Annotated in this window: 14 protein-coding genes and 3 pseudogenes; 10 read left to right on the top strand and 7 right to left on the bottom strand. The window is 71.5% G+C overall.

Annotated features, from left to right (window positions below; all coding sequences use genetic code 11):
* Nucleotides 1-59 precede the first annotated feature (59 nt).
* Together OG618_RS00410 and OG618_RS00405 are read right to left on the bottom strand one after the other, a co-directional pair.
* The gene (locus OG618_RS00410) at nucleotides 60-218 is read right to left on the bottom strand and encodes a hypothetical protein (protein WP_329485050.1); all 159 of its coding nucleotides are present in this window, start codon (nucleotides 216-218) and stop codon (nucleotides 60-62) included.
* A 179-nt stretch (nucleotides 219-397) separates the two neighbouring features.
* A complete protein-coding gene (locus OG618_RS00405) occupies nucleotides 398-730 on the bottom strand; it encodes a hypothetical protein (protein ID WP_329485049.1) in 333 nt (110 codons plus the stop codon).
* A 181-nt stretch (nucleotides 731-911) separates the two neighbouring features.
* Here OG618_RS00405 and OG618_RS00400 point away from each other — a divergent pair, with 181 nt between their 5' ends.
* From OG618_RS00400 to OG618_RS00380, 5 genes and pseudogenes are all read left to right on the top strand, one after another.
* Complete coding sequence (locus OG618_RS00400; protein WP_329485048.1) at nucleotides 912-3872, top strand: AfsR/SARP family transcriptional regulator; 2961 nt, start codon at nucleotides 912-914, stop codon at nucleotides 3870-3872.
* 460 nt (nucleotides 3873-4332) lie between these two features.
* Entirely contained in the window at nucleotides 4333-4491 is a 159-nt protein-coding gene (locus tag OG618_RS00395; RefSeq protein WP_329485047.1) for a hypothetical protein, read from the top strand.
* A 1526-nt stretch (nucleotides 4492-6017) separates the two neighbouring features.
* On the top strand, nucleotides 6018-6326 hold the full coding sequence (locus OG618_RS00390) for a hypothetical protein (protein ID WP_329485046.1): 309 nt from the start codon (nucleotides 6018-6020) through the stop codon (nucleotides 6324-6326).
* Nucleotides 6327-7133: 807 nt separating this feature from the next.
* Nucleotides 7134-8576, top strand: a pseudogene (locus tag OG618_RS00385) (IS1380 family transposase).
* A gap of 198 nt (nucleotides 8577-8774) precedes the next feature.
* On the top strand, nucleotides 8775-9557 hold the full coding sequence (locus OG618_RS00380) for an IS5 family transposase (protein ID WP_329484998.1): 783 nt from the start codon (nucleotides 8775-8777) through the stop codon (nucleotides 9555-9557).
* Here OG618_RS00380 and OG618_RS00375 read toward each other — a convergent pair.
* Nucleotides 9523-10017 (bottom strand): hypothetical protein, encoded by a 495-nt coding sequence (locus OG618_RS00375; RefSeq protein ID WP_329484999.1) that lies wholly within the window; start codon nucleotides 10015-10017, stop codon nucleotides 9523-9525. The two genes, OG618_RS00380 and OG618_RS00375, sit on opposite strands and share 35 nt — an antisense overlap.
* Nucleotides 10018-10544: 527 nt before the next feature.
* Entirely contained in the window at nucleotides 10545-10787 is a 243-nt protein-coding gene (locus tag OG618_RS00370; protein ID WP_329485045.1) for a hypothetical protein, read from the bottom strand.
* Nucleotides 10788-10925: 138 nt separating this feature from the next.
* Here OG618_RS00370 and OG618_RS00365 point away from each other — a divergent pair.
* The 4 genes and pseudogenes from OG618_RS00365 to OG618_RS00350 all read left to right on the top strand — a co-directional run bounded on the left by OG618_RS00365 (nucleotide 10926) and on the right by OG618_RS00350 (nucleotide 12666).
* A pseudogene (locus OG618_RS00365) lies at nucleotides 10926-11395 on the top strand (DUF4279 domain-containing protein).
* A 136-nt stretch (nucleotides 11396-11531) separates the two neighbouring features.
* Nucleotides 11532-11714: pseudogene (locus OG618_RS00360) on the top strand (NUDIX domain-containing protein); the annotation flags it as partial.
* 82 nt (nucleotides 11715-11796) lie between these two features.
* On the top strand, nucleotides 11797-11949 hold the full coding sequence (locus OG618_RS00355) for a hypothetical protein (protein WP_329485044.1): 153 nt from the start codon (nucleotides 11797-11799) through the stop codon (nucleotides 11947-11949).
* A 63-nt stretch (nucleotides 11950-12012) separates the two neighbouring features.
* Complete coding sequence (locus tag OG618_RS00350; RefSeq protein ID WP_329485043.1) at nucleotides 12013-12666, top strand: hypothetical protein; 654 nt, start codon at nucleotides 12013-12015, stop codon at nucleotides 12664-12666.
* A 655-nt stretch (nucleotides 12667-13321) separates the two neighbouring features.
* Here OG618_RS00350 and OG618_RS00345 read toward each other — a convergent pair.
* The 3 genes from OG618_RS00345 to OG618_RS00335 all read right to left on the bottom strand — a co-directional run bounded on the left by OG618_RS00345 (nucleotide 13322) and on the right by OG618_RS00335 (nucleotide 16056).
* Nucleotides 13322-13729 carry a hypothetical protein gene (locus OG618_RS00345; RefSeq protein WP_329485042.1) on the bottom strand — a complete coding sequence of 136 codons (408 nt, stop codon included), beginning with the start codon at nucleotides 13727-13729 and terminating at the stop codon, nucleotides 13322-13324.
* Between the two features lie 337 nt (nucleotides 13730-14066).
* The gene (locus tag OG618_RS00340; protein WP_329485041.1) at nucleotides 14067-15275 is read right to left on the bottom strand and encodes a DUF4241 domain-containing protein; all 1209 of its coding nucleotides are present in this window, start codon (nucleotides 15273-15275) and stop codon (nucleotides 14067-14069) included.
* 385 nt (nucleotides 15276-15660) lie between these two features.
* Nucleotides 15661-16056: a hypothetical protein gene (locus tag OG618_RS00335; RefSeq protein WP_329485039.1), complete on the bottom strand. Its 396-nt coding sequence runs from the start codon at nucleotides 16054-16056 to the stop codon at nucleotides 15661-15663.
* A 278-nt stretch (nucleotides 16057-16334) separates the two neighbouring features.
* Between OG618_RS00335 and OG618_RS00330 the strand changes: the two genes are divergently transcribed.
* Entirely contained in the window at nucleotides 16335-17813 is a 1479-nt protein-coding gene (locus tag OG618_RS00330; protein WP_329485038.1) for an ALF repeat-containing protein, read from the top strand.
* The last annotated feature ends 81 nt before the right edge of the window (nucleotides 17814-17894 follow it).

Here is a 17894-nt window from a genome sequence, read left to right as displayed (position 1 = left end):
AGGGCCCTGCCCGACCACGGCGCCGACGCCAGTGTTGCCGCCCTGGTGGAACTGCGACGCTACAGCCTGCCGTCCAGCGAAGCCTGCGCGAACAGCGGCTCGTGCAGTCGTAGGGGCAGCAGCCCAAGACGTACCACTCGCTCGCACGGGGCTTGGAGGTCCAGCTCCTCGGCCAGCCAAGCGGGGTGGACGCCGAACGCGGCACCGGGGGTCACCACCGGAGCATACGGGCCGCACCTCACGGCCTGCCCGGCCCGGCCCCCGCCGCCCGGCCCGGCCCCCGCCGCCCGGCCCGGTCGGTGCTCGTCGGCACCCGCTCCGCTCCCCGAGGACCTCTGCGCGCCGGGGAGCGGACCGGGCTGCCGGCCGCCCGTACCAGGTGGCCGGCAGCAGGTGATCAGTACCAGACGCGCAGGACCCACCGGCTGGGGCTGTCCTCGTTGCACCAACCGTCGTACTTCGTCGCCCAGTTGGCGTAGTAGGCCTGGATGCAGGCGCCTTCGGTCGAGTGGACGCTCTTGGTGTGCCACGAACCGGCCACCGCGCCGGGAGTCACGGACGGGGCCGTGGACAGGACCAGGGCCGTGGCCGGGACCGGCGTGGTGGGCGTGGTGGGCGTGGTGGGCGTGGTGGGCGTGGCGGGTGCGGCGTGCGCCGTCGCGCCTGCGCCGAGGGCGAGCAGGCCGCCGCTCACTACGACGGCGGCGGTCTGCAGCATCGTGCGGGCCATGATGTCCTCCCTGGTGGCCCCGGACACTCGCCCGGGGCCTCGTACTTGCGGTGCGCCATCACGGTCGCGGTGGCGTGAAACCCACTCTCCGATCCTTCGCTTGGCCGATTCCTGAGGAATCCTTGAACGGCTCACCGGGAATGCCAAACAGATTCGCTGACAACGGAGTTGAATTGCCGTCATGACGATGGAGTTCAGCCTGCTAGGTCCGGTGGAGGCCCATGCGGGGGCGCGGCCCGTCGACCTCGGCCATGCCCGGCAGCGGCACGTCCTCGCCGCCCTGCTGGTGGACGCCCAGCGCCTGGTACCGACGGACGAGCTGGTGGAGCGCGTGTGGGGCGAGCGGGCTCCCCGGGGCGCCCGGGGCACCCTGCACAGCTACCTGTCGCGGCTCCGCGGGATCCTGGCCGACGCCGTCCCTCCCCGGCCGGACGACTCCGGCCACGATCACGACCACCGTCCACGGCAGCACACCATCGGGCAGCCGCAGCCGCAGCCGCAGCCGCAGCCGCAGCCGCAGCCGCAGCCGCAGCCGCAGCAGCTGCTGCGGCGCAGCGGCGGCTACCTGCTGGCCGTGGAGCGGGACACCGTCGACCTGTTCCGGTTCCGCGAGCTGACGGCCCGGGCACGCGAGTGCTCCCTCGACGCGGAGCGGGAGATGCTGCTCGGCAAGGCGCTCGGACTCTGGCGGGGCGAGCCGTTCGGCGGGTGCGACTCGCCCTGGTTCAACGCCCGGCGGGGCGCCGTGGAGGCTGAGCGGCTGCTGGCCGTACTGGACCGACACGGCGCCCTGCTCGCCCTCGGCCGGCACGACGAGGCGCTGCCCTCGCTGCTCGCCGCCACCGCGGGGCAGCCGCTGGAGGAGCGGCTCGCCGCGCAGCTGATGCTGGCCCTGCACCGGTGCGAGCGGTCCGCCGACGCGCTGCGGCACTTCCACGTCGTGCGCACCGCGCTGGCCGAGGAACTGGGCATCGAACCGGGTCCGGCCCTGCGGGAGCTGTACCGGCGGATCCTCGTCTCCGACCCGGAGCTGAGCGCCCCTGCCGTCCCCGCGGCCGAGGACTCCCCCGCCAGCGCCACCGGAGCCCCCGGCGCGGCGGTCGACGCCGTACGCCACCCGACGCCCCACCAACTGCCCGCGGCGCCGCACCGGTTCGTCGGCCGGTCCGCCGAACTGGCCCGGGTGGAGGAACTCCTGGGCGGGCCCGGCCCGGGCACGGCGCCACCCCTGCTGGTGATCGACGGGACGGGCGGGGTGGGGAAGACCTGGCTGGCTGTGCACTGGGCGCGCCGGCAGCTCGACCGTTTCCCCGACGGCCAGCTCCACCTGGACCTGCGGGGGTTCGCTCCGGACGACGAACCGCTGCCCGTCCAGCAGGCACTGGCGTGCCTGCTGGACGGCCTCGGCGTAGCGGACAGCGCACTGCCCGCCGCCACCGACGCCCGGGTCCGGCTGCTGCGCAGCCTGACCGAGGACAAGCGGCTGCTGTTCCTCCTCGACAACGCCCGGGACACGGACCAGGTGGTCCCGCTGCTGCCCAGCGGCCCGTCCTGCGCGGTCCTGGTGACCAGCCGCACCCGGTTGAGCGGCCTGGTCACCGCGCACGGGGCCCGGCCCCTGACCCTGGACGTCCTGACACCCGCCGAGGCGCACCAGCTGCTCGACCGCCACCTCGGCCAGGAGCGGGTCCGGGCCGAGCCGCCGGCGGTGGAGGAGATCGTCGCGCGCTGCGCCCGGCTGCCGCTGGCCCTCGGCGTGGTCGCCGCGCGCGCGACCGCGCACCCGCACTTCCCGCTGGCGGCGCTCGCCGCCGAGCTGCGGGAGTGCCAGGACGGGCTGGACGCCCTCAGCGACGGCGAGCGGCACACCGACGTCCGGGCGGTGCTGTCGTGGTCCTACCGGGCCCTGACCGCCCCCGCGGCGCGGCTCTTCCGCCTCCTGGCCGCGCACCCCGGCCCCCACCTCGCGCTGCCCGCGGCGGCGAGCCTGGCAGGGGCGCCGCCGCGAACGGTACGGCCGCTGATGGCCGAGCTCGTCCGCGCCCACCTCCTCGCGGAGCCGCTGGCGGGCCGGTACACCTCGCACGACCTGCTGCGCGCCTACGCGTTCGAGCTGGCCGCCGCCGACCCCGGACGGCCCGCGGCACTGGACCGGCTGATCGGCCACTACCTGCACTCCGCGCACCGCGCCGACCTGCTGCTGTCGCCCCACGGCGCGCCGATGGAGCCGCCGCCCCTGCCGGAGGGCGTCACGGTGGAGCGGCCCGGGGACCACGCGCAGGCCATGGCCTGGTTCGGCGCCGAACGCGAGGCGCTGCTCGCCGTGGTCGCCGCCGCCGACCGGGCCGGCCTCGACGAACACTGCTGGCACCTGACCCGTGCGATCACCACCTACCTGGGGCGCCGCAGCCACTGGAGCGGCCTGGCCCGCGCCCAGCACACCGCGCTGGCGGCCGCCACCCGCCTCGCCGACCGCGCCAAACAGGCCGAATCGCACCGGGAACTGGGCTGCTCCTACACGGAGACAGGACCGTTCGAGCGCGCCCACCTGCACCTGCAACTCGCCCTCGTCCTCCACCGCGAACTCGGTGACGACGCCGGGATCGCCCGGACCGAGGTGATGCTCGGCTGGACGTGCGAACGCGAGGGGCGCCACCGGGAGGCCCTGCACCACGACCGGCGGGCGCTGGAGCTGTTCGAGGCGCTCGGGCACCGCGCCGAACAGGCCCGCGCCCTGAACGCGGTCGGCTGGGACCACGCCCAGCTCGGTGACCACCGTGAGGCGGTCGCGTGCGCCGTACGAGCCCTGCGGCTGCAGGAGGAACTCGGCGACGTCCGCGGCCAGGCCAACACCTGGGACACCCTCGGCTACGCCCACCAGCAGCTCGGCGAACACGGCGAGGGTGCCCGCTGCCACGGGCGGAGCCTGGAGCTCCACCGCACCGTCGGCCACCGGTACGGCGAGGCCGAGGCCCTCGCCCACCTGGGCGATGCGCACGGGGCGAGCGGCGACGCGCCGGCCGCACGGCGGGCCTGGACGCAGGCCCTCCACATCTTCCTCGACCTCGGGAACACGGACGAGGAGGCCGCCGACCTCCGCACCAAGCTCGCCGCCCTCGACACCCTCGGCACCCCGTCCTGACCGCGCCCTCGTCCGCCCCGGCCGGCGGCTACCGGCCCGCGCAGGGGGGCGCCCGGCCACCGGTGCGTCGCCGTCACGGGGGCCGGGCCACCAGACGCCCCAAACACCGCCCAGCGAGCAGCGAGCCCACGGACGGAAGGATGCGGCAGGTGAGCCAGGCCCCGAGCGGCGACAGCGGGCGGCGGCCGAGCCAACAGCCCGGTTCCTCTACGGCGGCAGCTATGCCACCGCCTCCGACCGCTACCTCCGCGCGATCACCGGAGCCGGCCCCGCCTTCACCGACAAGGAATGCCGCGTCGTCACGTTCTTCGTCGCCGCGTCCCCGGCCCCATCCCGCCCACCAATGGCGCCCCCGCAGACCTCGCCCCCGGCGTCACCATGACCGCCGTCGACATGGCCACCGAGATCGGCTCCAACCCCAACTCCCTCGGCCAGATCCTGCGCCATCTTCACAGCCACAGTGACCATCGCCGAGACCCACCGCGTCGGACGCGTCGTCATCGACCGCATCAGCCCCTACATCAGCTACAAGGGCAAAGCACACAAGCAGCGCGAGGCCATCAAACGCTGGAACCCGCCCCACATCCCCGGCCTCACCGCCCCCCGACCCCGGCGCTGAACACCGCGCCGACTGCAACGCCGACTCTCGCAAGTCGCGCAGGCGGCCGAAGAAGAACGAGGAGGAGACCGCGCGAGCACCGACCCCCGCGCAGAGCTCCGCGCCATGATGCGACGCGCCAACCAACTGCCCCCAACCAGCGCATCGTCCTCAACCTCTACAGCGTCCTGCCCAAGAACCCCACCGGAGCCGTCGAAACCCTCGCCCGCGTCATCGCCGACGAAGCCGGCACGAAGAGAGCACCTTCTCCAAGGTCCGTACAGCCCTCGTCGACGACGGATGGCCCAAGGAATCCAGTCGCGTCGCCAACGTCCGCTACTACCGCCTCACCGGCAAAGCTCTCAGCACCGGACCCACTGTCATCCCCCTGCTGCGCCCCGCCGGATAGCCACCCGCCGCCGCGCCCGGCACCCCCGGGCCAGCCCTGGACACGCCGGGTCATGGAATCAGGCCAGGACGCGTTGGTGAGCGGGGGAGAGGGAGCCATGGCCGCCCGGACGGACAAGCAGCCGCCGGCCGATCCGTGGCCGTTGCAGGTCCGGGTCCACGGAGGGTGAACCAACCACCTGGCCAGGGTGCGGACCGCAACGCAGTCGCTCTTCCTCGAACTGGCCTGCACAGCAACCGCTTTGTTCTATGACCTGGACAACGACCTGCGGGACGCCGTCTGCCGCCGGTGCCGGGAGCGCGCCGACCGTGACCGCGATCCCGCCGCCACTTTGGCAGCAGCCCCGAACAGCGGGTCCAGCAGAAGATCGCCCACAGCCAGCACCCGCTGTGGCCATAACCATCACACCCCGCCCCCACCCGCCAACGGACCGGGCCCGCTGCGCCATGCCGGGTCAACCGGTGGGCGGGCTCCAGCGGCACTCAGAGCTGTCGACCCACACCGTCCGCTCACCGGCCCCGGTCACCGTCAGCCGAAAAAGTGCACGAAGCCGAGTGCGGCCTGAGGCTCGCGGATAGCCAGGTGCCGCACACCGCTGTCCTCGGCGAAGGCGGCACCCGCCTCAAGGCCTCCTGGTTCTCCGCGCACCCACACACACGCCGCCGCACCCACGCGCCCCACACGGGCGGCCTGTGGCCGCGGTGGGTGTCAGCCCGGCGGCCGCACCGACGAGGCGGGGGCCGGGGCCCGGAAGGCCCCGCAGCGGGCCGGCGGTCGGGCCCGGACGCCTGCGGCACCGGGACAATGGCGGCAACACCGTGGCGCGACCACGGCGAGGCGCGACGTCCCCTTCGGTGGAAGTCGGTGACACGTTGTCCACCAGGATGACTTGGGCACCGGTTCCAGGGCCGATCGTCCGTCCGCACCCCGGCCGGAGAACACCCAGCCCCGGCATTCTCGTCGATGGTGTCGTCGGCCGCGGCGACCAGGGGTCCGAGCAGGGGATTACAGGAACGTTCAAGGTCTTCCCAATGCGGTGACGGCAGAGTGCATCAGGCGGACAGGGGAGTGGTACTGGTACCAGTTCTCCCGAGTCCGGGATCGACACTCTGTTCTCGTACGAGGCAAGGAGAAATTCATGCGTATTCGTCGTGCGCTCGCGACCACCGCCCTCGGCACCGCTCTGGTACTGGGCGGCTCGATCGCCCCGGCGCTTGCCGCCCCGTCCGCCACGACCACCGCCGGCACGGTCGCGTCGAACCGGGCCGCACAGGGAGAGGAAACGGCCAGCATCGCCGCCGGGGTCTACCACTACTGGGGGACCTACAACAGTCTCGGCGCCTGCATCGTGGCTGGCGCCAACGTCATCCAGTCCAACCCCTCCCGCTACCTCAACGCCAAGTGCACCCCCTTCGGCAACAAGCAGAAGCTGTGGATCGAGATCTGACAGCCCGCAGGGGCGAAACGCCCCGTTGAAAGAACCCACCCTCCCTCCGCCCCGTGCGGGGGGAGGGCGGTTGTCGAAGCCGGCGGGTCGGCCTCCTCGGCTGCCACGGTGCCGCAGGCGCCCGGGCCAGGCCACCCCGTGCCTGTTGCGCAGCCGTCGGGCGGCGCAAGATCTCCCCGGCGCGGCCGGCGGGCCGGCACCCCCGCGGCCGCCGGGCCGCCCGCCGCAGAAACCAGGAAGGCCAAAAGGACCGGGGTGGTGCTGCCCGGCTGCACCCCACCCGGCCCAGCGGCGCCCGCCCACTGGCCGGGCGGGTGACGATGGGCCGGAACCGCTCCGGCGTGCTGCTCCTGGCCACGATCAGCCGGTGCGGCCGACGGGCCGTCCTCGGTCGGTTCTGCTCCAGTGCGCTCTTGCCATAGCCCGGGGCAGGCTGTTCGGCGGAGGTCCGCTCCGACAGTTGGGACGCTGACCGTAAGGGAGAAACGGGTGAGGGCGAGGGAACTTGGCTACGCGGTATCGGAAGAGCCGGCGATCGCGTTCGCGGCCACCGCGCAGGCGGTCGCGGCGGGGAGGGCCTTGCGGCGGTTGCGTTGGGTCGCATGGGTCACCCTGCTGGTGTGCGTCACGGCGGGTGTGTGGGTGGCTGTCGAGTACCACCCGATGATGGGACTCCTTGTTGCTAACCTGCGCGTTTCACGTCGGACTGGGAGCGGATAGTGAGCGGGGACGCGAAAGTGCCTTCTGAACTGGGACGATGAGGCTTGTCTAAGGTCTCCGTCGTACCAGCAGGAAGGCACTCTCTGCGTGCACCTTACCCGCTCACGTCCGAGGCTCGTCGTCAGCGCCGACGGGCACGGGGTGGTCAACCACGCCGGCTCGCGCCTGCTCGCGGATCTGGCCGACACCACGACGCTGACCAGCGCCTTCTCCGACGCTCTGCGCCGGCTGCGACCACGCGGGACCGGGCACGATCCCGGCCGTGTCGCGGTGGATCTGGCGGTGATGCTCGCCGACGGCGGCGAGGCGATCCGGGACCTGTCCGTGCTGCGAGACCAGGGCGACGTGTTCGGTCCGGTCGCCTCCACCTCCACCGCATGGCGGGTGCTGGCAGGTGTCAGCCCGGCTGCCTTGGCCGCGCTGCGAACAGCCCGGGCCCGAGCGCACGAGGTCGCCTGGCTGCAAGCGGACGAGACCGGACGTACCCTGCCTCCAGCGCACGCCGGAGGGCGCGAACTGCCGGGCCTGGTCCTGGACATCGACGCCACCCTGGTCACCTGCCACTCCGAGAAGGAAGAGGCCGCCGCGACCTACAAGCGCGGCTTCGGCTACCACCCGGCGCTCTGCTTCCTGGACAACACCGGCGAGGCCCTGGCAGGTCTCCTGCGGCCGGGCAACGCCGGAGCGAACACCGCAGCCGACCACATCACGGTCCTCGACCAGGCCCTCGCCCAGATCCCGGACTCGCATCGCCACGGGACCCCGATCCTCGTCCGGGCCGACAGCGCGGGCGGTGCCAAGGCCTTCCTCACCCACCTGCGAGGGCTGCGACAGCGCGGGATCCAGACCACGTTCTCGGTCGGACATGCCGTCACTGCCGAAGTCCGCAAAGCCATCCGCGCCCTGCCCAACCGGGTCTGACACCCCGCACTGGAACAGGACGGCTCCCTGCGCGCCGGGGCCGAAGTCGCAGAGTTGACCGGCCTGGTCGATCTCTCCGGCCACCCGGACGGCACTCGCATCATCGTTCGCCGCGAGCGGCCCCACCCCGGGGCCCAGCTCTCCCTGTTCGACCAGGACGAGGGCATGCGCCACCAGGTCTTCCTCACCGACACACCCGTCGCCGGCGGAGGCTCGCTGCAGCACCTGGAAGTCCGTCATCGGGCTCACGCCAGGGTCGAGGACCACATCCGCTGCGGCAAGACCACCGGCTTCGGCTGCTTCCCCTCCCGTCACTTCGCCATCAACGCGGCCTGGCTGGAGCTGTCCCTGACCGCGATCGACCTTCTCGCCTGGACCCGAACCCTGCTGCTGGACAGCGAGTTGGCCACCGCCGAGCCCAAGAAGCTCCGCTACCGACTTCTTCACGCAGCCGCCCGCCTCACCCGCGGAGCCCGCCGCCTACGACTTCGGATCGCCGCCACCTGGCCCTGGCGCCACGACCTGACCACAGCGTTCAGACGCCGTTGTCGTACCGATCAGGGCGGTTGCCGATCGAACGGGAGTCCCGTTCGGGTGATCGCGGGGTGATGGACGCATGAAGACAGGGCCTCCGGTGCAGCTCCTGGGTGTTGAAGCCGGAGAAGCACCAGGGAGGCCCTGTTGTCGCTGTTGTATGCCCTCGCACCTGTGGGTTTCAACTTGGCTGCCCGTGAGTGTGATTGCCTCGCTCACCGGTTCGGGAACGCTGGGGACCAGCCGCACAGACGGCCGAGGTATCCCTCCGACATGACTGATGCCGAATGGGCCGTGGTCCGCGAGGCGATGCCGGTACCGGCATGGTTGGAGGGCAGGGGTGGACAGCCGGAGGGCTCCTGCCACCGGCAGATGGTCGACGCGATCCGCTACCTGGTCGCGGGCGGCATCACCTGGCGGGCGATGCCCGCGGACTTCCCCGCGTGGGACCGCGTCTATGCCTTCTTCCGGCGCTGGCGGGACAAGGGCTTGGTCGCCGAGTTCCACGACCGGCTGCGGGACCGGGTCCGCGAAGCGGTGGGCCGGGACCGGGAGCCGACCGCGGGGATCATCGACGCGCAGTCGGTGAAGGGCGCCGCTTCGGTGCCGGCCGCGAGCCGGGGCTTCGACGGCGGGAAGAAGGTCAACGGCCGTAAGCGGCACATCGTGGTGGACACCCTCGGGTTGCTGCTGACGGTGATGGTCACCGCGGCGTCGGTCACCGACCGGGACGCGGCACAGACGCTGCTGGCCCGGCTGCGGACGCGGCACTGGCGCATCACGCTGGTGTGGGCCGACGGCGGCTACACCGGACGCCTGGTCGACCTCGCCCGCGACGTCCTTGCCATCGCGCTGACCGTGGTCAGACGCACCGACGACACCGCGGGCTTCGTGGTGCTGCCCAAAAGGTGGCTGGTGGAGCGCACGTTCGCCTGGCTGATGTGCTCACGCCGACTCGCCCGCGACTATGAGGCCCGCACCGACACCGCCGAGGCGATGATTCGCTGGTCGATGAGCATGGTTATGAGCCGACGCCTCGCCCGGCGACCAGCCTGAACCTCCCCGGCTTCTCCTCGGCCAGCCAGCCCCGCGCGGCCAGGCGCTTCGCCTTCGACCTCATCCCCTCGACCTTCGCCGGGACCGGCTCCAGCCCGACCGCCGCCGCGAGCTGTCGGCAGTCCATCGCCTCCCCACCGGGCCCGCTCCGACCAATCAGGACGTCCATGATCCGCTGATAGTCCGGCGCCAGCACCGCCGGAGCAAGCCCTTCCCGCCAATGCGGCACCACCGAACCGGCCGCCGCCGCCAGGTCCCGCGCCGGACGCTCGTCGGCCACCACGACCTGCGGAAGCTCCTCGCCATCGCGAGGTTCCGCTAGGACCTCGACAACCGTCTCACGGGTGATCACGAACCGCTCCCACGCGGCCTCCGCCTCCCGCAGCTCGGCCTGAAGGGTCTCCACCCGCTGTCGGGCAGTGCGTTCGCGTTCCTCCAACAGCCCCATCACCGACGGCATCCCGGCACCTCCACGAAGAGACGAATCGACACCCCGTCCCTGCCGCCGAAACACCATTCCTATACCTGACCAGCGGAAACACGCCCGTCACTCTCGGAAAGACAACGGCTTCTCAGCCGCCTCGCGGCACTGCCCCGACCGGCCACCTGATCGGACGAAACCGTCACTGCCCGCCCACGACCCGAGGACCCACAGGAGCACCCGACCCACGCGTCGGGCCCTCGGCACGCCCGTTCCTCCACAGCACCGCATCACGACCGCCCCGGAAGATCACCTCAGCTCAGCCAGCCCCAACCGAAACACGGAGGCTAGGCTTCCCAATCGTTCGGTCCTGCGGGGTGCATTCTTCGTCCTTCTCCACGTCGCACAGGGCGTACATGTGTGGAGGTTCCCAGCCGGTAGCCCGCCCCTCGACGAACCTCAGCGGCCGATCCGCGCTGCGGCCTCCCCGTGTTGAGGTGCTGCGTCACGCGCCCAGTCACGAACGTGGCGTACTCAGCACTCAGGCGGTCGTGGAGCCATCGAGATCAAGAGGCGGTGGCGGAGCGGTAACAGCCGATCCGGCAGCGCGTGGACCAGGAGCCGGCGGCTCGCAGCCGTTCACCGCTCGCGCGAGCGACGACGAGGTCGCTACCCTCGAAGCTGACCTGATCGCCAACTGCCAAGAACAGCGGGCTGTCCAGCTCGAAGGCATATCCGTCATCGGATTCGAGTTCGTTCACGAGCACCAACTGTGAGGCGGTTGTGGTCCCATCGGCGATCAGACGCATGACCGGATGGTCCCACGCGGCCGCAGCTGCCGCGAAGAGGGACTGGTCAGGTGACCCCGACGTTGCGTGACTGCCGGCCCCGGGACAACCTGCATAAATCCACGCTCGGCGCAGTACTCACGCCGCTATCCTCCCCGGATGCCTCTCCGCCAGTACGCCTACTCGCACTGTTCAGCCAGCACGTCTCCGCCGACGAGATGACCTCGCAACTGGGCATCACCCCTGACGAGGTGTCCGTCCGAGGCAGCGGCTTCACCGAACCGAAGACGATTCCCATCAGCCACCGCTGGAAGGTCGTCTGCCGGGAACCTGACCTGCGCGTCGACGAACAGATCGCCCGCATCCTCGAAAGGCTTCAGCCCCACACGGCCCGCATAGCCGAGATCGTGGGCCGACTAGCCGCCGACGGTGGCGGGGCGGTCCTGCAGGTCGTGCGTTACTTCAACGACACAGACCACGACGAATCGCCCGGCCTCCCGGACGCTCCCGGCGCGCCCGATCTCTTCGGCTGGCATCTGGAGCGCGATGTCCTGGACTTTCTCGCCGCAGTCGGCGCCGAGCTCGACGTGGACGAGTACGACATGACCCCAGGCGAGGACACCATCTGAGCCCCCGCGCGCCTTCAACGCCCAGCGAAGTCGATCCGGACCGAAGCCGAGGGGCCGCACGTCGCGGACACCAAGCCCAGCATCGCCCCAGTTCAGGACCGATGCGGACACTCAAGCGGTCGGAAAAGGCCTCCAGCACTCGCTGCCCGGCGGCCTGCTTGAGGACGACGAAGAACCGGCCGACGCGCTGCGCCGGGAGCTCACCAAGAAGCTCGGCCTCGCCCTGGCGATGCTGCCCGCACCACCGGTGCTGTGCTTCGTCCAGGACCAGGAGACCGAGCGCCCGGGCGAGACCACGCCGTTCCGGCGCCGGCACCTGGTCTACGTCGCTCACCCGCCCGCCCGACCGCCTGGCGGCGGCCGTCGCCGCGGTCGAGCAGGACGACCCGGACCGCGCGCTGGTGGTGTGGCTGCCCGTGGCCGACGCGGCCGCCGTCCACCTGTACCCGGATGTCGGCGCCGTCCTCGCCCAGGCCGTCCGGCCCGACACCGCCCAGGCCGGCGGCCCGCTGCTGCTCCCGGCGATGACCGGCGCGTCCTACCAGTGGCGCTGACCTGCCGCACGGTGTTCACGGGAACGGACGCCGCGGGCGGGTGCGGCGCGGCATAGTGCGGGGGTGACCGCGACTCCCAGCCCGGACCTGCCCGCACGCCGACGCCGCCACGCCCGGCTGATCGCCGCCCTGACCGCCACGGTCGGGGCCTGCGCCACGGCGGCGGCCGCGCTGTACCAGCCCGTCGCGGACGCCCCGCCCGGACAGGACGCGGTCGTGGTGGACCCGCTGCCGGTCGTCTACCTCGGCCACACGGCCGCCCCGCTGCTGGAGGCGGCCCGGGCCGAGGACGACGCGCGGTGGCCGGCCGCCGTCGCCCGGGAGCGGGAGCAGGCCCGGCGCGCCAGCGCCGCGAGGGTGGCGCTGGCGCGGGCCGAGGAGATCGTGGAGGAGCCCGGAGCGTCCTGGCCCGTGCCGCTTCCGACCGCGCAGCAGAGCGCGGTCATCGACCTGGCGGGCGCCGGTGACGAGGTTGCCGAGCTGTGGCGCGCCGACCCCGCGCAGGCCGCCGCCGTGGTGCGCGAGCTGGTGGCCGGCGGGGAGTTCACCGCGGCCGAGGTCCTGGACGCGGCGCTCGACGCGGCCGTCGGCGCCGGGCTGCTGGCGCTGGCCGACGCGGGCACGGCGTCCGATCCGAGCATGATGGCCGAGCAGTGCCTGGAAGCCGTCCCGTACCTGGTGCTCGCGGTGGCCCTGGCATCCGCCGACCTCGACTGAACGACCGGCCACCCAGCTGCCCCTGAGGTTGTTTCTGGGATCGACGGCTGCCTGGCCGCGACCGGGCTGGGCGCTCTGCCGTGATCGCTTTTGGCCTTGGCAGGTCCCCGAAGCATCAGTGAACTTCGCGTGGTCCGCGAGCAATGATCGGTGGGCCGCCGTCCTCCGGCAGGACGACCAGGAACCGCCAGAGGTCGTGTTCAACGTTCGCCAATCCGATGGTTGCCACGGATGAGAAAGCCTCGGCCGCGGGCCCAGCTCCGTCGGTCAGATCGTCGAGCCTTGCGTAGAACTTCGCCAGATCCGCAGAGCGGCCGTTGAGCCACAAGCGGACGTTCGCCCCCATGCGAAGGGCGGCGAGCAACTCGTCACGCGTCGCTCCCTGAGCCGAGTCCAGGACTCGGCCGTGAAGGCGCTCCTGGACGCATGGCTGCGGCGGGGCTGCCTCAGCCTCCTGGCGGCACCGTCGGCACGACTGCAGGGCCTCGGGAACGAACAGATGCAGATAGCAGGTGGTATGCCGGGCCGAGACGCCGCACAGCGTCCCGCGCGCCCACCGCATGCTCGACGCCAGGAACGCCGTTCACCTCGCAGGCTCCGAATCGGGCCGGCTCCCGCGTTGATGCAAACGACCAGTCATCATTCGGGGCATCGATCACGCGCACGAGGATGCCACAGCCCTCCCTCGCCTGACCTTGATCACCGACATGGCGAGTTCAACCCGCTCGGCCCACTGGAGCACCAGCCACCTGCCCCAGACCACCCGGTAGACCCCGGCCAGCGCGCCGCGGATGTCCGTGTCCGCGAGCAGCGCGAGCACCTGCAGCGCCGCGAACGCCGGCGCCAGCGCCGACAACCCGGCCAAGTACGCCGTCATCAACCCGCCCGCGATCCCCACCTCGATCCCCGCCGCCGTAGCCCGCTGCTCCCAGGAGGCCAGGCCGGGGATGCCGGTCCTTCTCGCGGAAGCGGCCGGGGCCGCGCCGGTCGGCGCGCCGAGTGCCACCAGGGCGCGGTCGGCGGTGGAGAGGCGAACGGCGTGTGATCGTTCATGACCCGTCAACGCTCCGTCGGCGGGGCGGGCACGCCGCGCCGGGGCGCGGACCACACCGTGCGCTCCGAACGCCAGGCATTCTCATCTGGCATGTTCGCGGCCCGAAATATTGCAGGTCAAAGCCCTGGCCACGATCGGCGGCGCGGGGCTAGCATTCCCGCCACGGCGGCCCCACCACAGCACCACCAGGCCGCCGAGCAGAGCAGCCGCGCCACGCCCCCGGCGCAGCTGGCCTCCCACCGGCCGGGCCCGCGGAACGCCCCGTCGTCCCCGGGCCCGGCCGCTGCGCTCCGTTTTCGGATTCGACCCCCTGGCCACCCTCGGCACCGACCGCGACGCGCGGTCCTTACTCTCCCTTGTCGGTAGAATGAAGCTGGAAGTCGACGACGACGCAACTGACCTGTCCGTCTTCGGTACGGCCGATCCAGACGGGATAGGCCCCGTCGCCCTGGCCGGCGCGGAAGGCGATGAGGTTCGGATCGGGCTCTGCGCTGGGCAGTTCGACGCTGAAACGGCTGTCGCTGTCGAGGGGTATGAAAAGGTCTTCGTCCAGCTGGTCTTCGTTCACCGTCCGCGTCGCATCCATGAAGGCCGCTGTGCCGGTATCTACGCCGACCCCGTAGAACTGGCCATCGCCGAGCAGCCCCAGGTCTTCGTCGGGCCGGAGGGCCATTTCCCACTCGTGGGGAGGAATGTCCAGGAACGTCACCTTGGCGGCGGTGACATCGGCCCCGCGCGTCGTGCGCACAAGCGACAGTGTGACCGGGAACTTGCCCAGTGGCACAGCGACGGTCCGCGGGGCTTCTTCGATCCAGCCGGGGTCCGAGACCACCAGCTGCCCTGACGTGATCCGCAGCACGCCGGCGTCAATGAGCTCCACGACGGTCGACCCCTCTTGAGTTTCGCACGCACCCGGACTGAACAGTTGCTCGATGCCGGTGGCGCGCAGCGGTCCCGATCCTTCGTCCACCGACACGTCGTTCAGGACTACGGTCGTGGCGGGCTCGTGGCCCTGCTGGGCGACGAACGGCGCGAACACCTGCCAGTCGCCGAATTCCGGTACGGGACAGAGGAAGTCCTCGACGGGCGCCGCGAACCGCCGCACGGGGCCGCTCGGGCCGGATGCTCGATCGTGCGGTGACCCCGTCGACGCTCCCCGCGGTCCGGCGAACTCGGACCTGACCTCGACCTGGCCGTCGGCCGAGATGGTCGTGGTCTCCTGAACGTCCCACTTACCAAACCGGAACCCTTGCTCGTTGGGAAACTGCCATCGGGTGTTCCGCTGAGCCAGCAACATCCCCGTGCTGTGCGGCTTGAGGTCAATCATCTGCATGCACCACGACCTGTCGTCGAACAGATACACACGCCACATCCGTCGCGGCCAGTACTCGACCAGCACCAGCGGTCGCTCCCGCGCGGATAGCAGAACCGCGTAGTCCACCCCGGCAACGTGCTTGCGTGCCGCGAGCGCGCGCGACATCGGGTTCGGATGGGTCATTCCCCGATAGGAACCCCACATCTCGCCGTACGACACATCAAGACTGTCGAAGATCACAGCCGCACATCTCCCCCCCGTGGCACCAGCCACCCCCGAGCGGTGGCGCTCGAAGGGTGACCCCGCCGCAACGCTTTGCTCTTCTGAAGCTTCGTTGTGCCGCAGTCTGCCACTGAGATGTGACACAGCGAATTGTGGAAGGCCCCGACCTGGGGTTACCGATGAAATGTGACGCCCCCGGGCCGCCGCGCAGAGCAGCCGGCGCAGCTGGCTCCCCACCGGCCGAGGGAGCCAGCCGGCCACCGGATCCGGCATGAGTCGCAATTTCGTGACGCGGTCCGCGAGGCCGCCCGCGTTCTTCCTGGTGGCAGCGGCGTTCCAAGGCTGGCGTCACGAAAGGGCGGCCGGCGGCGGCATGATGTCCACCACCCGCGCCTAGCCTTGATCACGTGATCCCGACCAGTCGGGCCCGCCCGACATCTCGCGTTGCCTGGCGTGCGACAGAGAACTCACCTCCACAACCGGCAGGAGCGGCCGCCAACCGCGGTACTGCAACACCAACTGCCGCAGCGCCGCCTACCGCCGCCGCAAGACCGCCACCGACCCGGCCGCCCCGGCGGCCACCGGGGCACTCCGGCTCCCGGTGCCGCGCGAAGACGCACCCACCGGCGCGCCGGCCGAGCAGCCTCTGCGCCTGGCCGCCGAGGCCGGCGACGCTGTCCACGAATACCTCCACACCGCCCAGGCCGGCATCGCTGCCGAGGCCGGCCGGGCTCTCGTTCAGCTCCACCAGATGCTGCCCGACATCCTCGCTCGGGCCCTCCAGCAGGACGAGCTCCACTACCGCCACCACCGCACCGTCCCCGCCGGTTTTGAGGGCGAGACCGTTACCGAGCCCCCGCCGTGCTCCAGGCCATCGCCATCCTCCGGGCCGCCCTCCGCGATCGCGACCTCGAAGCCCTGCCCGCCGGCGCCTGGCACCCGCAGCAGTATCCGGGCTCATGCTGACCAGAGCTCAGCTGGTTGAGCGGGGCGTGAGAACCCCCTTCGTCTGCCCGGTGCGCTCCGGGCCGTGCGTGGGAGGCCTGCTGAGGATCGGTGAGCTGTTCGAAAGGCCCGATGAAGGATGAACAGGAGAGCAGCGCCAGGGGCGGCCGGGCCCTGGCCGAAAATCTGGAATGGCCATCGGATGAAACGATCTATGCTGGCTGGATTCACGATCTCTCCCCGTGTTCTCCGCTCAAGAAGCAGGTCCGCTTGATGAAGTTGCCCAAGGTGTCCACGGTCCTCGCCGCGGCCGCGCTGGCTCCCGCCGTGCTGTTCCCGTCGATGGCGTCCGCTGCCGAGCAGCCGGCGCCCGCGGGGGTGTCCGGTCCGGACACGGCGTCCGATGCGTCGGGGGACCATGACTCCCAGGAGGTGCTGGACCGTGCCGAGGTTCAGCGGATCCTGGCAGACAAGGAGTCGGGGCCGGGTGTTCGGGAGGCTGCCGAGAAGGCTCTCGCCGGTACCGCGGGCGACCTGCGGCACTTCCTCACCGCCGAGTCGGCCAAGCAGCGTCGGGCCGACAACCAGGTGAAGGTCGCCCAGTTCTACAACACTGGCGGTCCTGCTGTGCGTAAGGCCGTCGTGGCCGCGCTGCACGGCTCGGACGAGGACATCCTGAGGTTCCTGCAGGAGGGCCAGTACACGGCCCGCGCGGAGGACGAGGACCGCGCCGAGGTGCAGCGGATTCTGGAGGACAAGGAGTCGGGGCCCGGTGTTCGGGAGGCGGCTGAGAAGGCTCTCGCCGGTACCGCCGCTGACCTGCGGCACTTTCTCACGGTCGAACTGGAGGACTGGCGTTGGCGCGACGACAAGGTGAAAGTCGCCCAGCTCCTCAACAATGGCGGACCCGCGATGCGTAAGGGCGTTGAGGCCGCGCTGTTCGGTTCGCATGAGGTCATCCTGAAGTTCCTGAAGGAGGGCCAGTACATAGCCCGCGCGGAGGACGACCGGGTCGAGATTCTTACGATCCTCGCGGACAAGGAGAACGGCCTGAGTGTCTCCGAGGGGGCTCAGAGGGCCTTGGGCGGCACGCCCGCCGACCTGCGTCGCTTCCTTGAGGTCGGTCTCGCGGACGCACGGGTGATCGACAACCGGGTGAAGGTCGCGCAGATCCTGTCGGTCGGTGGTCCCGCGGTCCAGAAGGCCGGGGTCGCCGCGCTGAAGGGTTCTCCCCAGGACGTGGTCGCCTTCCTGAAGGAGGGCCAGTACAAGGCCCGTGCCGAGGACGAGGCCAACGCGGCGGCCGCCGCCAAGCCGACCGCGCCGGTCCAGCAGCCTGACCATGCCCAGAACACCGGCACCGGGCAGAGCGCCCAGACCGTTGTCCAGCCCGTCGGTTCCGTGAGCACCAGCACTGGCACCAGTGCCACCCCGGCCCCGGCTGTGGTGCCCGCGCGGGTCGCCTCCGCCACGGCTCCCGTCTCCGGTCAGCTCGCCGCGACCGGTGTGGACGAGGGGCTCGGCTGGGAGGCCGGCGGCGCCGCCGCGGCCGTCGCCGCCGGTGCCGCCCTGGTGGCGCTCTCACGTCGCCGGCACGCCGCCGACAGCTGACCGCGACCCCGCACACCCTGGTGCCCCCGGCCGTTGGTCGGGGGCACCTTGTGTCTGGCGTCCGGCTGGTCCGTCGACCCG

The organism is Kitasatospora sp. NBC_01246, from assembly GCF_036226505.1.
In the GTDB taxonomy this organism is placed as follows: Bacteria; Actinomycetota; Actinomycetes; order Streptomycetales; family Streptomycetaceae; genus Kitasatospora.
This window is presented reverse-complemented; position numbering and strand designations above follow the sequence as displayed.